Source organism: Pseudoalteromonas tunicata, assembly GCF_002310815.1.
GTDB classification, from domain to species: Bacteria; Pseudomonadota; Gammaproteobacteria; order Enterobacterales; family Alteromonadaceae; genus Pseudoalteromonas; species Pseudoalteromonas tunicata.
The window spans coordinates 690,355-703,786 of sequence record NZ_CP011032.1 but is presented as its reverse complement, the minus strand read 5'-3'; the positions used below and the strand labels follow the sequence as shown (position 1 = coordinate 703,786).

The window sequence follows — 13,432 nt, the reverse complement described above, 5'->3', positions numbered from 1 at the left end:
CCTCTGCTTATAGTAAATTGTCGATGTCGGTTATGGTGAGTTGCCCCGCCACTGATTTTTTAAGTAATTCTTTTAGGTTTTGGCGCACCCAATGCGCTTGGTTGCTTTCGTGCGAATAATCTTGAAACAACGGGTAAATAGGAAAACGCTGGCGCATGCCGTCTACGTCGTGCACACGAATGCCATTGCCAAACAGTAAACGCGGTGTGCCGGTGGCATCATTTACCCACGCTGTGTTTGCTGTGTCGGCGGGGTCTGTTGGGCCCACTTGCTCGGTTAACAATGCTTTGGGTGTGCCGTAATAAAAATGGCGGTCGTCAATGCCGCTAAAGGGTTTGGCTTGGCTTGTGCCTTTGCCTTGGCTTTCTTCGGTGCGTAATGTGCTGTGTGTTACTGCGTTGCAGGCGTATGGGTTCCACCCTTCGCGTGGGGTTCTTAAAATGAGCTCTAGCGGTATCATCCAGCTAAAGCCGCCCACTACGTTGGCGTGGGTGGTTTTTGCAACAAATAACGTTGGGTCGTTAAAGCCACGGTTTGCAGCCACGCGCCCGCTTGCATCACCATTATTAAACCGATAACGGCGGTTGTAATAGGCTGCATTTAATGGTTGGCTTTGCCAGTTTTGCAACTGATCGTTTAGGCCGTATTGGCTGTATGTTTCGGTTAATACTGCCCCTTCGCCTTCTAAACCTGGCAACATTTCGCAAAGGCGTTCTAAATCTGGCACAAAAAAGCGGGCCATACGTGATCTGCTTAAGCGTGCGGGGTCGTTGGCGTTTTTGTTTAGGCTGCGTAAATCGCGCACCATTTTAAATTGGTTGCTGTTGTCGATAGTGCCCGCAATGGCTTTTTGCTCGTTGTATGGCAATTGGCTGGCGTTACCATAAATAACCGTGATTGGGTGTTGGTGACTTGGGTGTAAGTCTTCGCCAATAAATAGGCTGCCGTTCCAGGTGATTTTAACTTGGTGCGAGTGGTTAAAATCGCGGCTTGTTTCTAGCACTAACTCGGCTAATGATCCATTTTGCAAGCTTGTGACTTGCTCGGCTGTTAGGGTTATTTCGAGGGTATGATAGTGGCTTGCTGCATTGCCGACAATAAAGCGCGGTGCGCTGTTGTTTATACGTTGCTCTAACGTGGCCACGGCTTTGCTACTAATTCTAAACTGTAAAATGCCGTATTGCGGCACGCCGTTATCATTAACATACGCCACTTTCATTGGGTGATAGGGTAAGTTTTCTAGGCGGTTTTTATGGCCTGAGTAATTTAAAAAGCGGCCCTTGTCGAAAATATCTTTTAGTTTTGCACCATCGTTTGAGTGCCTAAAACTGTCGGTTGGGTCGTTTAAGTCGTCTTGTAGGGTTTCAATCCAGCACTCTAAATAGCTCAGTTCCCACACGCAATCTTGTGCATGTTGGGTTTTTACGTCGCGCATGTATTGCGCTTGGGTGTTGTTAAAGTCAATGCTGCCATCGATGTTGCACCCTGTTGCTAAGGCTTTTACTGCACTTGGCATTTGCGGGGTTTCGCTGTGGGCGCGGGCTAAATACTTGCCTTGCACCGCGTGCATTAATTGGTAATCGTTGTGGCGGGTACGAAAATAATAGCCATTCACACAGGCGGCAATTTCGGCCATGCCTGGCATTGCTTTGTAGTTGGGGTGGTTGTGAATATTTAAACAGGCATAACTTGCATCAACTACGCGGTGGCCTACTTCGTAGCCTCTATCGGCTTGGTATTGGCGGGTGCCAATTATGCCACTGCCGCCAAGCATTCGGGTTAGCTCTGCCATTCCTTCTTGGTAGCTTGCATCACTGAGCCAGCCGCGTTCGGTCATGTTAAACACGGGTAACGCATGGCTGCTGTTTTTGGCACGTTCGCCACTGAATAGTGATTCATCAATAGCATGATGATCAAGCGGTGTCTGCTCGCTAAGGTCGGCTACCTGCTTGGTTAAACTGGCTATGCGTTGCTCTAACGTTGCTAAAGTTTGGCTTTTGCTGAGCTTGTCAAATTGCAGGCCCGCCAATGCTGTGGCTAGGCGGGTTAATGTGCGGTCTAGCTTGATCCACCCTTCGGCAATTTCGCCGCTTTCGTCTGCAATGGGTGTTTTTGCTTGCTCTGGCTCGATGGTTGCGCCATAGCCGGTGGTAATGGCCACGGCATTTTGTGCGCTGGTTTGCGCTTGTTGTTGTGCAAGTTTCGTGGCTGCAGTGGCTTGGTTTGCTTGGCTTACCAAGTCTTCAACTAATAATTTAAGTTGTTTTACCTCGGCGTTAATAACGGCGCTTTGCTCACGTTCGGCCATTGTTTGGCTTGCAAGATCGCTTACTTGTTGTTGTTTTAGTTCAATTTCGAGTTTATCTACATTGGCAGCTAAGGCTAATACTGCGGTGGCGCTTGCTTGTACGTTGGCCACTTTGCCGCCAATGTCTACCATGCTTTGGGTTGCTATGTTTAGCTCATGTATTTTTGACACTTGCTGTTTAATGGTTTGCACGTTTTTGGCGTGGGTTGCTGCGGTTTGCGCTTGGCTAACTAAACTTTGTGTTTGGTTTTTAAGTTGCAATACTTCGCTTTTAATTGCTGCGCTTTGCTCGCGTTCGGCGACGGTTATATTAGTAAGCTCGCTTACTTGCTGTTGCCTTAAATCCATTTCGAGTTTGTCTAAACTCGCGGCCATGGCCAGCACGGCTGATGCGGTGGCTTGCACTGTTGTGGTTTTGCTTTTGATGTGCACCATGCTTTGTGTTTGCGTGGTTTGCTCGTGTATTTTTGATACTTGCTGGCCCACTGCTTGCGCGGTTTTTGCGTGGTTTGCTGCTTGCTGTTGGTTTTGGCTGGCTGATTTTGCGGCCGACTCTGCACCGTGAATAATGGCCTTTGTTGGTAACTTGGCAATGGTTTCGTTTTGCGCGGCAAGCTGGTTATTAATAACGTTAATTTTTTCGGCTGTTTGGCCGTTTAGCTCGTCAACTAGGCTTTCGCTCATTTGGCGCAATTCAGTATTCAGCGTTGTTAACTGATTGCTTAAGCCGGTGACTTGCTGATCGGTGGTGCCGCGTGCGCTGTCGATTGCTGCGACTTCGGCGGCTAATTTAGTCAGTGTTTTATCGACGTTATATAAACCGCTGCCGCTGCTGGGTGGCGTTTGGCCATTGCCAACGCTAAGCCCTTGGCCTGAGATTAATAATTGAAACGGTTTGATGGTTTTTTCAAACTCGGCAATTTTGCTATCTAGCAAGCTCATGCTTTGCGTTTTGTTGAGCTTGTCTAATTGCAGGCTTGATAAGCTTGTTGCAAGGCGCGTTAAGTGGCGCTCAATGTTGATCCATCCTTCGGAGATTTCGCCATTGCTTTGCGCTTGCGGTACGTGCGCTGGTGTTGGTTCATCTTTAATTAAGTCGCTTATTTTTTTGACGTTTGCTTTAGTTTCAAAGACGTCGGCATCGACTTGCCACGGCAAGGTTTTTAACGATACGTTTAGGCTGTCGGCAATGCCTTGGGCGCGCCACATGATTGATTTAACCACGTAGTCGCCAACGTTTGGCCCGTTGGTGCGGGTTTTTGTTTGCTTTTTAGTGTGCACAATGGCGACTAATACGCGGGTGCCATTGGCGCGGGTTGCTACTGCACCGAACCAGTTAAAATCAAAGTTGCCGATTTGGTAATCAAGTACGGCTGAAATAACCACGGCGTCTTGCTCTACTGCGCTGACACGTTCAATTTTTTGCGTGTGCACAACGTGCTGGTGCGGTATGAGCGCATTAGGATCAATGGGTGTATTTTCGTTAATGCCTGGCACGTTGGCAAAAAACATGTGAGTAATATTAGTTGTTTCAAGCCCTGCAAAAATTGCATCTTTGTACGCAATACCTGCATTTGTTATTTTTAATTGACTCACTTCGCCACCTCTTTTTTAAAATCAACCAAACCAACGGCTTCAACGGTGGTGGTATTGCTTGATGCGTTTAAAACATAACGACGGCATGTGCGCCCGTAGTTTTCGATAATTTCCATAATGAACGGCTGATACTCGGCAAAGTCGGCCTCGCTGATTGCAAGCTGTAGCTGATCCCAATCGAATTCGGGTAAGCGTTCGTTGACCACCACACCAAAACCAAGCCGTTTAAAAATGCGCTCTAGCCCTTGTTTACTGCCTGCGTCAATCGCGTTGATGTGGGCCAGTTGCACGCGCTTGCCAAACATGTCTAATGATTCGCCTGGTATGCGGTTTATGCCGCGCTCCCATGCGAGCAAATTTAAAATTGCTTCGCTTGCGGTTTCGCTGTGCTGTTGCTGTAACCACCACGTAAGCTGGGTTTCGACTTGGCGCCAATAGTCGGTCGCAAGGGCTGCGAGCGTTGAAACGTCTTGCTCTTGTAACCACGTTGGCAGTTGAATGTTGTTATCCATGGCGCACCTCTAATCCGTTTAACGTTGGTAGCCAAAAGCCTGTTTGTATGTTGTTTAAATTAAATGTCACGCTGTGCAATTGGTTAAATTGCTGGTGTAACTCGGCGTTTAACAAACTAAAACTAAAGTCGCTCATGGGTGTAACACGGTTAACGTTTGGGTATGCGTCGTTTTCGCGAAATGCTGAGCGCACAAACTCGGTAACATCGGCGGCAATGCTTGCAGTGTTGGGCTTTTGCTTAATGGTAACGGTGAGCGTGAGCGGTTGCTTAGGGATTGCAAACACTTTTAAGTCATCGGCTAAACCGTGATTACCTTCGGATAAGTGATCATTAATGCGGTTGATAATAGCGGGGCTAATATCGCCCACGCTTAAATACACATACGCATTGGCTGTGCCTGGGCCACGCGGGCCGCCTTTTTCAAAAATGATATTGTCACTTGGGATCCCGCCTGCGGTGGCTATGATGTTGCGGTACACTGCATCCATGTGATAACTGCCTTGATTGGCGAACGCATCGCGTATGCGCTGGCGGTAGTTTTCGTCTGTTTCGACGTCTTGGCCTGCGGTGATAAGCCAACTTTGTTGGTTGGTGACGTGCACGCCCTCGTACTCGTCCATTATTCGCACGTAATAACCGGCACTTAAATTATACGCATGGCCTGCATTGCTGGCGGTGGCTGTGGCAACTGCCGCAAGTTGGCCCACTTCAAAGGTGCATGGGGTATCGAGTGCTAATTGATACACTTGGCCGTTGATGGGCAGGCTTTCGATTAATGTGCCTGTTGGAATAACTAACTTTGTTTGTGCATCGGCGCGGGTAAAATGCAACTGGCCACGGGCCTTTACTGACGCTAGGCGCTCGACGTTGCGCGATTGGCCGTGTTGCTCTAACCAGTTTTTATCGGCTAACAAGACAAATGTGTTTGGCATAACCTTGCTGACCAATGATTCAACTAAACTTGCTGCGGGCTCTGCAACCAGTGCGGTTTGCAAACGCCAAAACGGGCTAAAACCGCTTTGGTTGTTAACTGCAAAGCCGCTCTCTTTTAGTTTTTGCTCAAACTGCGCGGTGAAGTCGGCCACGGTTACGGGCAAGTTTGCGTTTTTTAATTCGGCAATAAACTGTTGTTTTAAGTCGCTCACGCTGTTACCCCGTACTGTTTTGTTTTAGCTGTTACGTTAATTTGTCCATTTTGTTTAAGCACCACGTTAATTGTGCCCGGTACTAGGCGTTCGTCTTGCTCTACTACTAATTCGATTTCGGTTAAAATTTTGCTGATATAGTTTTTATTGCGTAGGCCCACCAATTGCGGCAATAGGCCGCTTTCTAAAATTCGGTGCTTTATATCTTGGTTAATTACATCGCGCCCGCTTAATGTTGCTGGCTGTAACATGGCATCAAAATTTAAGTCGCCATCGATGATGTTTAAATCAATGTGTATCATCCTGCTAACTCCATGAGGCTTTCAAAGTCGCGGGCTACGTCGTCAGATTTAAGCGTTAACTTGTCGATAAATACGCGCTTGCTGTTGTCGTTGGTTGCGTTGCTGTTGCTGCTGTTGCTGGCGAACTGCTGCAATACCGCTGATTTTTTAACAGTGGGTTTGTAGGTGTTTTCGCTGCTTTCGTTGTTTTTTGATTGCAGTGTGAGCACGTTACTCACTGCGTTGGCATTTAATAAATTGGCGTTATTGCCGCCACTTAATGCGTTGATCACATCGCTTTGCTGATAAACCGCTGATTGATTAGTAAAGTTCGGTGCGCTGGTATTTACTGCGTTGGCATACGCTGGCGACACGTTTTTGATCACATCGCTTTGCTGATACACAGCGCTGTTTGCTGTGCGGGCATTAACTGCAGTGGTGTTTAATGTTGCGCTATTTAACGCTGTGTTTTTCGAGTTAACCAACTGATAAACCGCTGATTGATTAGTAAAGTTCGGTGCGTTGGTATTTACTGCTGTGCGTGTAACTGGCTGGCTAACTAACTGATTAACGGCTGATTGATTAGTAAAGTTCGGTGCACTGTTATTTACTGCGCTGGTATTTACTGCGTTGGCATACGCTGGCGACACGTTTTTGATCACATCGCTTTGCTGATACACAGCGCTGTTTGCTGCGCCATTGTTAAGATTAACTATGTTGCTTGGTACTTGATTGGTTGCTTTGCTCACAATCGCTTGGCCATAGTCTTGGCTAAATGATTGCCCCGCGTTTTGCATTACAAAATTGCTGTGTTTGCTGGCGCTGGTTTGGCTTAGCTCGTCAACGTTTGGCGGGATCACATTGGTTTTTAAATCAACTTCTTTGCTGTCGATTAAACCGAGTGCCTCTAATACCCATTTTACGCCATCAATCACGCCAGCAAAGGCGGCTTTAATGCCATCAAAAATACCAAATAAGACTTTGCCCCACGCTGTTTCGCTAAATGCGGCGATTAAATCAGACCAGTAATAAATAAGTGCGGCAACGGCTGCAACCAGCGCTAAAATACCCGCCACAATCCACGTAACAGGATTGGCCCAAAGTGCTGCGTTGAATAACCATGCTGCTGCTTGGCATGCCAACACGACCGCTTTAAACGTACCAAAGGCAATGGCCGCAACGCCCATGGTGGCAATGAGTGCTAAAAAGCCAAATACGCGCAAAGCAAATAATGCGGCTTGCCAAAGCTTGGTTAAAATTGTGAGGCTACTTGTAAGTGCCGCACTTGATACAAGCGCCATTTTGAATAGGCCCATAGTGAACATTACAATGCCATAAACGCTGATTAGTGCGACGATGCCAACTACGAGCGTCGCAATCACGCTAGACAAAATAGGGAATCGCTCTGTTAATGAAACGATATAAGCAAAGCCTGCAGCGAGTAATTCAACAAACGGCTCGACAACAGGTAATAAACGACTCCCCATTGCCGTGGCCGCTGCATTAAATGAACCGCCTAGACGATCCCACGGGCTGGCTATGATGTTTGCCATTTCCAAGGCTTTGGATTTATCTTGCACGTTCTCAAAAACGGTGATGCCGTTTTTTAATTTGTCTACTTTAGTGCTGAGTACATTAATTGCTTTTGCACCTTGTTTACCAAATATTTGGGTAAGCACATCGCTACGCGCAACAGAACCCAATGATGATAAGCGGTTATTAATGCGCCCTAGTACCTCATCAATAGCGAGCATGTCGCCGTTATCAGCGGTTAATTTTATGCCTAATGCTTCTTGTGCTTTACCAATCCCTTGTAAGAATGATTCCGCTTGTGTGCCAGCTACTGATCCTGATTTAGCAACGAGTTGCAGCTCACCAACTAAGGCAAATTGTTGAGCCGAGCTTAAACCAAGATTTGTAGCAGTCGCCCCAAGGTTGGAAAACGCGGCTTGCATTTCTGCACCGGTGGTTTTGTAAAGCTGTACGGCGGTGGCGGTTTGCCCTGCTATTTGGTTTACCCAATTCGCTTTGCCCATTTTGTTGGCTGTTTCTTCAAAGATGCCATACATGGTGCCCATATAACTGGTGATGGTGGCCGCATCGGCTTTAGTCGCTACAGCTAATATGTTTGATGTTTTAGTAAACTCGGATAGCTCATCGCCATTTAATCCTGCAATCGCTGATTGTATATCGTAAGCACTGCGTACAAATTCAGCAGAGTTACCACCAAAACGAAAGCCAAATTCGTAGGATGTTTTAGATAGTTGTTGCAGGGCATCGGCTGCAACGCCCAGTGATTGTACTTCGCCTAACGCGGCTACGTGATCAATTGCGGGTGCAAGCGATTGAGCAAGGGCATAACCACCTCCGACGGCTGTTGCTGCGCCGCGCATCATTTGATCTTGCGCGGCAGCGGCTTGCTGACTCAGCTGGTTAATTTTAGCCATCACTTTATTCACTGGCCCAGTGACTTTGTCAATGATGCCAATTGAATAAGTAAGCTTGTCTAACTTGCTAAGTGTCGCCATTTAATTACTCGCCGCCTAATGCTGTGCAAATGCCGTTATTTACGGCGGTTTCAAAGTTTTCTTGCTGTGCTGTTTCAAGGTAAAGCGCCTGTGCCAAGCTCTCGTCAGTTGATGGCATATCACCAAAATATTTAGCGTGGTATGCCATCAACTGATCAAACCTGCTTTTGCCTATTTGCTTGGCTCGGCTTTCGATTTTTTTACTGTGAAGTTAAACTCTGGCTGATACTCTTCAACAATGGCACCCACTAAAAACAATGCGGCACCCGGTTGCTGTACCAGCTCTTTGAGCTTTTTAGCGTCGGCTTCAACTACTGTGTTTAATAAAAAATTAGTTGCCGGCTGCACCTTGTTGTTAGGCTGAGTCGAGTTGATGTATTTGTTGTAATCAGCGCCATTGACGTTAAATGTAATGTCGCCAAACTGTGTTTCTAATGTAATTTTTTTCTCAAACGCCATGATCAATACTCTCTTTTAAGTCTGCTTGGTCTAGCAGTGTGTAGGTAAAATAAGGGCCATACTTGGCTGCTGATTGCTCACACAAGGCAATAAATTCATCAAAGTCATTTGGGCTTGCAAACACCTGACAACCGGCTGACCATTTATCTACTTGGGTTGATGTGGTGGTTGCGCTTGCGCGGTGGCAATTAATGCCAAAATAACCTTGCTGTAGTACTGCTTGGGGTGTGACGTCCGTGTCTAACTCGGTGTCGTGGTTGTTGTCACGTAGCACAACCACGGGTTTATGTTGTACAAGGGCGCGGTATTTGCCCTGGTGATAACCCAACGTCCATAAGCGTTTATGCTGACCTGCGATTAATACCGCTGTGCCGTCTACGTTCATTGGATTAGTGCGCCAGTATGTGCCTGCTTCGGTCGTTGCTTTGTACTGCTTTAATTGCCATTCGCCACTTTGTTGGTACAGCACACAAATGGCATCGTTAAAGGTATTGGCTTTGGTGTTTGCATGGCGAATACCTATAATATTTAGGTTTGTTTCGCCCTCAAACACGTTATGGCCACAGGCTTTTAAGGTGCTTAATAGTATTTCTGCTGTTAGTTTGCGAATGACTTTACTCATTACAAGTCTCTCACTTCGTCAGCGGTTAGGTACGGTACACCGTTAATTTTTACAAAATCAGGGCTAGTGATTGGGCATTTGATAGAAGTGGTATCCTCTTCGCCGCCGTCTGCTTTAATGTTTAAAAGCTCTTCTAATTGCGGTAAACAACCAAACGCTTCAATGTTCTTTTTACCTGCGGCAACTTCAGCATTAAAAGCAACATCAAAAGGTTCTATGCCTTTCCAACTGCCCGCCTGCTCAGCTTGCGCTTGGACAATAAGCCAGTTTTCATGATCAAGCTTTAACGTTACTTCGCCCTCAACTGGGCCATCAATAAAGCCTTTTGGAATGCCGCGCACTTTTTTTACCGTGCGGCCATCGGTAATTTTTACAGTGGCTTCTATTACATGCACCATTGAGTTGCCAATGAAGATGTCAAAATCTTTGCCGCCTAATACTTTTTGCATGGGTGCGCTCCTATTCTGCGTCGTCTAACATGATCCCAACAATGATGGTGTTGGGTGAATCGATTGGCTTAACTTTAAGCACAACTTGCAACGTGGTCGCATCCATAAACGTGAGGTTAATACTGTCGTCTTTTGGCGCATCAATTAAACCTGGAAACTTATCGGCACCGATGTTGATTGATTTGCTCATATCGCGAAGCGGTTTACCCATTACGCGCTTACCAAATTCAATACCGCTGGTGCTGTTATTTAAGCGGCGGTTTTTAATTTGCTGAATGGCAATAATGCGCACCGCTCGCGCCGCTTTATCAACAATCCGGCCTGTTTCAATTTGCTGAAAGTCGCCGCCCTCGGCGTCGAGCATGTTTACATCACCAAAATAAACGCCGTCAAAGTCGGGGTAAAATTGCGTACAACTAAAGCGCAGTGTATCCAGTGCGGCGGTGGTTGAGTTGGTGAGTGGGTTGCCTGCTGCATCGGTTGGCAATGGCATAAGTGACATTGCACCCGTTAATACACGCATTGGGCTATCTGCAATAGTGACTGCGCTTTTACATAAACGCCCTGTTACGCCGCCGAGTTCATCCCCAAATAAAAGCGGGATAACAGCAACACGCTCACCTACTACACCATCGGTTAACGGCTGTAATGCAGTCACTAAATCAGACCAATTTTGCCCTTCGGTTAAACCGGGTGCTGCCAGCAAAAAGCGGACTCGACGCGCTAGGCCAGATAAAATCTCAAGTGCTTTTGCTTGAAAGCTTTCAATTTCGGCTTTGCCTGTGACGGGCGTACAAATAACGATGATTTCAGGACTAACATCTTGGTCCATGGCCTGATCAATAAGCGCCATTACGTCATCACCCGCGCCATGTGCAATAGCGTAGCCGCTGACTAAATCATCGCCGTTGCGTTGCCATGCCTTAATTTGGGTTTTTAATGGTGATTCGGCTGCGCCAAACAAGCCATCAAAATCGCTTTGTGCATTAATCGCTAAAATACTGCCGTTGTTTTCGGGCGCTTGGCCTATAAACAATACGCTGCGTTCTACTTGTTTTGTAGCGCCACTGCCTGTTTGAATGGCGGCAACGGATACTTTACCTTGTGCCATGGTCGTTCCTTTTTGCTTTGCGCTACGCCACTTGCATAGCTTTGTTTAAAATAAAATTCATTTGCTCTTTTTGTTCGCTAACGGTTTGCCCCAAAAAGGAACGGGCTGGCAATTCAATTTGCCAAGTGCTCTTGCTTGAGCTGCCCTTTAATTCGCGTAATAAAAACCCTGCTTGGTTTTCACTTAAATTTGTTGTTATCCATTTAATGCTTGGGCGTTTGCTGCCCTTACCCTTGCCACGTGGAATTGAGTAGCCCTCGGCTATTAATGCACGGGCTAAATTGCGCGTGGCTGGCCCTTCTTTATTTTGTGCGGCACTGCCTTTTGGCTTGCCTGCATCTAGGCTTACACCCTCTTGGTGTGCGCGAGCTATTTTGCCGCTGTTGCCCCCGGTAAAATAAACCCCTGCGCTATTTGCGCCATAACGTACTTTCATTCGACGCTTTAACTTTATGAGCATTTTCTTTTTTTTGCCGTTGGCGCGGCCTTGCCATGTTTTGCCTACTAAATCACTTTGCCTGGTAATGCGCTCTTTACTGCTTTTGTTTGCTGCACGTATTGCACTGCGTAATATGTTGCGGCGTTTATTGGGCTTGAGCTGCAAAAAAGCGAGCTGCTCTTTGCTTTGCCCTTCGTCAAACTTGACGTTAAGCACGACTTACTTGCCCTTGCAGTGTGAATGCCTCTGCTATCCATAAACTTTGCTCACCAAAGTCGTAACGGGTGCCGCTTAATTCAAATGGGCCGTTGGCTGTTTGCACCAATTCGATGTCTTCACACAGTTGCTCTATCGTTAGTTCTACTTCGTTGCTGTTGTCGTCGTTGACATCGGCGCTAAATTCAATGTCGTTGCTATCGAAACGGCCACCATTGTTTTGCAGCCAAAACGATGCAAAGGCACAAATGAGTGCGGCAGGTGCTGAGCATGGATTGATGCTTATCACCCCTGAGTAATAAAACCGCGCTGCTAATAACCCGTTACCATTTACTGTTTTACTACTTGGCTCTATGCGGCCACCTTCTATCCAGCTGTCGAACTGAGTGCTAAGCGCTAGGTTGCGGCCTTGGTATTCGGCGGTTGCTAAATGCTGTTTAAGCTTTGCTATTTTGCTTTGGCTCATAACAGCTCTACCGATAAGTTAACGCTAAGTGACTGCAACAAACGCAAGGCGTTAATGCTTTGGCGTTGCCAGTGATCATAATTATCAATGGCCGTTTGGCTTTGCGCTGTGGCGTTGTCGCGGTGCGTAGTGCCCAACTTTGAAACCAGCAAGTTTGCTTTGGCTTTGCTGTATACGGCATCAAGATAAAAAATAACCTGCTGGGCGTTGAGTGGCTCACCGTTGGTAAGCACTGCGCTGGCTAGCTCTTGGTTAATTTCACCCTGTGCACGCTTTAGCTTTTCAACAAGCAGCGCACTTTTGCTGGCGTACTCTTGGGCTATTGCGTAGTGCTCAATAAAATACGCGGTGCTGAGCGCTGGGTAATAACCATTGCCTGACACTTCAACATTGACGCTTTGTAAATCTGCTTGTGGCATGCCGCTTAAGTTCATATGCACCTTTAAAACACACATTAAATTGGGTGCGGGCGCCACTTAGTCACGCGCGTTAAGCAAGTAATGCTAACGTTGTGCTAAGTTGCCCGCTGGCGTTGGAGCTAGTCAGCGGTTTGCTGGTCTGGCTCCGCTGGTTTAATCATTTTTTGCAATTCTTTGAGCATGGTTTTAACGCCTGCTTTGTCGTTAATGGCTTGGGCCATTTCGGCAAAGTAAAGGGCGTTGCCTAGGTTAAGCTGTGCTTTGTGCACTTTGGCTGCAATTGAGTAAAGCTTGCCGCCGACGACTTCTAGCCCTGACCAGTCTTGGTTTTTAACCACGTAAATTAAGCGGCGTAGGGTAAAGCCAATATCGTATAGGCCTTGCATTTTTGACTCTGACAGGTAGTAGTTTGCATCGTCATAGAGTTGATCGATAACGAATGCGGGCCAGTGCTTGGTATTAAACACGGTTGGCAGTGGTTGCTTTTGCTCAATCATTAATGGCAATAGTTCTAACACTGCGTCCCAGCGTTTTAGGTCTACTAGCCAAATAAACACCCATGCTAATACTTTGTTGTGGTGGTTTTGGCCACTTAAACGATAGCGGTTGATGTAGCCTAGGTAGTCGTTGCGCTTTATGGCTTCTGACTTGTAGCTGGCTTTGTCGCTAATGTCGGTAAATGTTTTTAGTTGAGCTAAGTCAGACTCGATTGCCGCTGCAAAAAACGGGTACTCGCTTTGCTCGGTGTTGTTTGCTGGCGCGTTGGCTTGAGTGGCTGTTGCCGCTGCCGTTGGCGCTTGCTTTTCAGTGCTATTTGGCACACTGCTTACTGCTTTGGCTAATGATTTTTTGACTAAGCTCATTTAAAAACACTCTTAT

14 protein-coding genes are annotated in these 13,432 nt (G+C 46.8%); all 14 read right to left on the bottom strand.

Features of this window, described 5'->3' with window-relative positions; translation table 11 throughout:
• Positions 1–7: 7 nt before the first annotated feature.
• The 14 genes from PTUN_RS03300 to gpM all read right to left on the bottom strand — a co-directional run bounded on the left by PTUN_RS03300 (position 8) and on the right by gpM (position 13,416).
• Positions 8–3,904: a phage tail-collar fiber domain-containing protein gene (locus tag PTUN_RS03300; RefSeq protein WP_009838270.1), complete on the bottom strand. Its 3,897-nt coding sequence runs from the start codon at positions 3,902–3,904 to the stop codon at positions 8–10.
• Entirely contained in the window at positions 3,901–4,416 is a 516-nt protein-coding gene (locus PTUN_RS03295; RefSeq protein WP_009838269.1) for a hypothetical protein, read from the bottom strand. The genes PTUN_RS03300 and PTUN_RS03295 overlap by 4 nt, the downstream gene beginning before the upstream one ends.
• Positions 4,409–5,563 carry a baseplate J/gp47 family protein gene (locus tag PTUN_RS03290; RefSeq protein ID WP_009838268.1) on the bottom strand — a complete coding sequence of 385 codons (1,155 nt, stop codon included), beginning with the start codon at positions 5,561–5,563 and terminating at the stop codon, positions 4,409–4,411. The genes PTUN_RS03295 and PTUN_RS03290 overlap by 8 nt, the downstream gene beginning before the upstream one ends.
• Entirely contained in the window at positions 5,560–5,865 is a 306-nt protein-coding gene (locus PTUN_RS03285; RefSeq protein ID WP_009838267.1) for a DUF2590 family protein, read from the bottom strand. Before PTUN_RS03285 ends, PTUN_RS03290 begins: the two co-directional genes overlap by 4 nt.
• On the bottom strand, positions 5,862–8,372 hold the full coding sequence (locus PTUN_RS03280; protein ID WP_009838266.1) for a phage tail tape measure protein: 2,511 nt from the start codon (positions 8,370–8,372) through the stop codon (positions 5,862–5,864). The genes PTUN_RS03285 and PTUN_RS03280 overlap by 4 nt, the downstream gene beginning before the upstream one ends.
• Positions 8,373–8,376: 4 nt before the next feature.
• Positions 8,377–8,520: a DUF6890 family protein gene (locus PTUN_RS21705; protein ID WP_009838265.1), complete on the bottom strand. Its 144-nt coding sequence runs from the start codon at positions 8,518–8,520 to the stop codon at positions 8,377–8,379.
• Positions 8,521–8,543: 23 nt separating this feature from the next.
• Positions 8,544–8,831, bottom strand: coding sequence for a putative phage tail assembly chaperone (locus tag PTUN_RS03275; RefSeq protein WP_009838264.1), 288 nt, complete (start codon positions 8,829–8,831; stop codon positions 8,544–8,546).
• Entirely contained in the window at positions 8,821–9,453 is a 633-nt protein-coding gene (locus PTUN_RS03270) for a hypothetical protein (RefSeq protein WP_009838263.1), read from the bottom strand. The genes PTUN_RS03275 and PTUN_RS03270 overlap by 11 nt, the downstream gene beginning before the upstream one ends.
• Complete coding sequence (locus PTUN_RS03265) at positions 9,453–9,902, bottom strand: phage protein (protein ID WP_009838262.1); 450 nt, start codon at positions 9,900–9,902, stop codon at positions 9,453–9,455. Before PTUN_RS03265 ends, PTUN_RS03270 begins: the two co-directional genes overlap by 1 nt.
• 10 nt (positions 9,903–9,912) lie before the next feature.
• Positions 9,913–11,013, bottom strand: a complete 1,101-nt coding sequence (locus PTUN_RS03260; protein ID WP_009838261.1) for a DUF2586 domain-containing protein — start codon at positions 11,011–11,013, stop codon at positions 9,913–9,915.
• A 22-nt stretch (positions 11,014–11,035) separates the two neighbouring features.
• A complete protein-coding gene (locus tag PTUN_RS03255; protein ID WP_009838260.1) occupies positions 11,036–11,668 on the bottom strand; it encodes a phage virion morphogenesis family protein in 633 nt (210 codons plus the stop codon).
• The gene (locus PTUN_RS03250; protein ID WP_009838259.1) at positions 11,661–12,134 is read right to left on the bottom strand and encodes a phage tail protein; all 474 of its coding nucleotides are present in this window, start codon (positions 12,132–12,134) and stop codon (positions 11,661–11,663) included. The genes PTUN_RS03255 and PTUN_RS03250 overlap by 8 nt, the downstream gene beginning before the upstream one ends.
• Positions 12,131–12,568 (bottom strand): head completion/stabilization protein, encoded by a 438-nt coding sequence (locus tag PTUN_RS03245; RefSeq protein ID WP_040643816.1) that lies wholly within the window; start codon positions 12,566–12,568, stop codon positions 12,131–12,133. Before PTUN_RS03245 ends, PTUN_RS03250 begins: the two co-directional genes overlap by 4 nt.
• Before the next feature lie 104 nt (positions 12,569–12,672).
• Complete coding sequence (gene gpM, locus PTUN_RS03240) at positions 12,673–13,416, bottom strand: phage terminase small subunit (RefSeq protein WP_009838257.1); 744 nt, start codon at positions 13,414–13,416, stop codon at positions 12,673–12,675.
• Between the last annotated feature and the right edge of the window lie 16 nt (positions 13,417–13,432).

Bases quoted from the DNA above. Each gene is read 5' to 3' on its own strand.
- PTUN_RS03245 (WP_040643816.1), bottom strand. From the start codon at position 12,568: ATGAACTTAAGCGGCATGCCACAAGCAGATTTACAAAGCGTCAATGTT.
- PTUN_RS03270 (WP_009838263.1), bottom strand. From the start codon at position 9,453: ATGAGTAAAGTCATTCGCAAACTAACAGCAGAAATACTATTAAGCACC.
- PTUN_RS21705 (WP_009838265.1), bottom strand. From the start codon at position 8,520: ATGGCATACCACGCTAAATATTTTGGTGATATGCCATCAACTGACGAG.
- gpM (WP_009838257.1), bottom strand. From the start codon at position 13,416: ATGAGCTTAGTCAAAAAATCATTAGCCAAAGCAGTAAGCAGTGTGCCA.
- PTUN_RS03260 (WP_009838261.1), bottom strand. From the start codon at position 11,013: ATGGCACAAGGTAAAGTATCCGTTGCCGCCATTCAAACAGGCAGTGGC.
- PTUN_RS03265 (WP_009838262.1), bottom strand. From the start codon at position 9,902: ATGCAAAAAGTATTAGGCGGCAAAGATTTTGACATCTTCATTGGCAAC.
- PTUN_RS03295 (WP_009838269.1), bottom strand. From the start codon at position 4,416: ATGGATAACAACATTCAACTGCCAACGTGGTTACAAGAGCAAGACGTT.
- PTUN_RS03275 (WP_009838264.1), bottom strand. From the start codon at position 8,831: ATGGCGTTTGAGAAAAAAATTACATTAGAAACACAGTTTGGCGACATT.
- PTUN_RS03250 (WP_009838259.1), bottom strand. From the start codon at position 12,134: ATGAGCCAAAGCAAAATAGCAAAGCTTAAACAGCATTTAGCAACCGCC.
- PTUN_RS03280 (WP_009838266.1), bottom strand. From the start codon at position 8,372: ATGGCGACACTTAGCAAGTTAGACAAGCTTACTTATTCAATTGGCATC.
- PTUN_RS03285 (WP_009838267.1), bottom strand. From the start codon at position 5,865: ATGATACACATTGATTTAAACATCATCGATGGCGACTTAAATTTTGAT.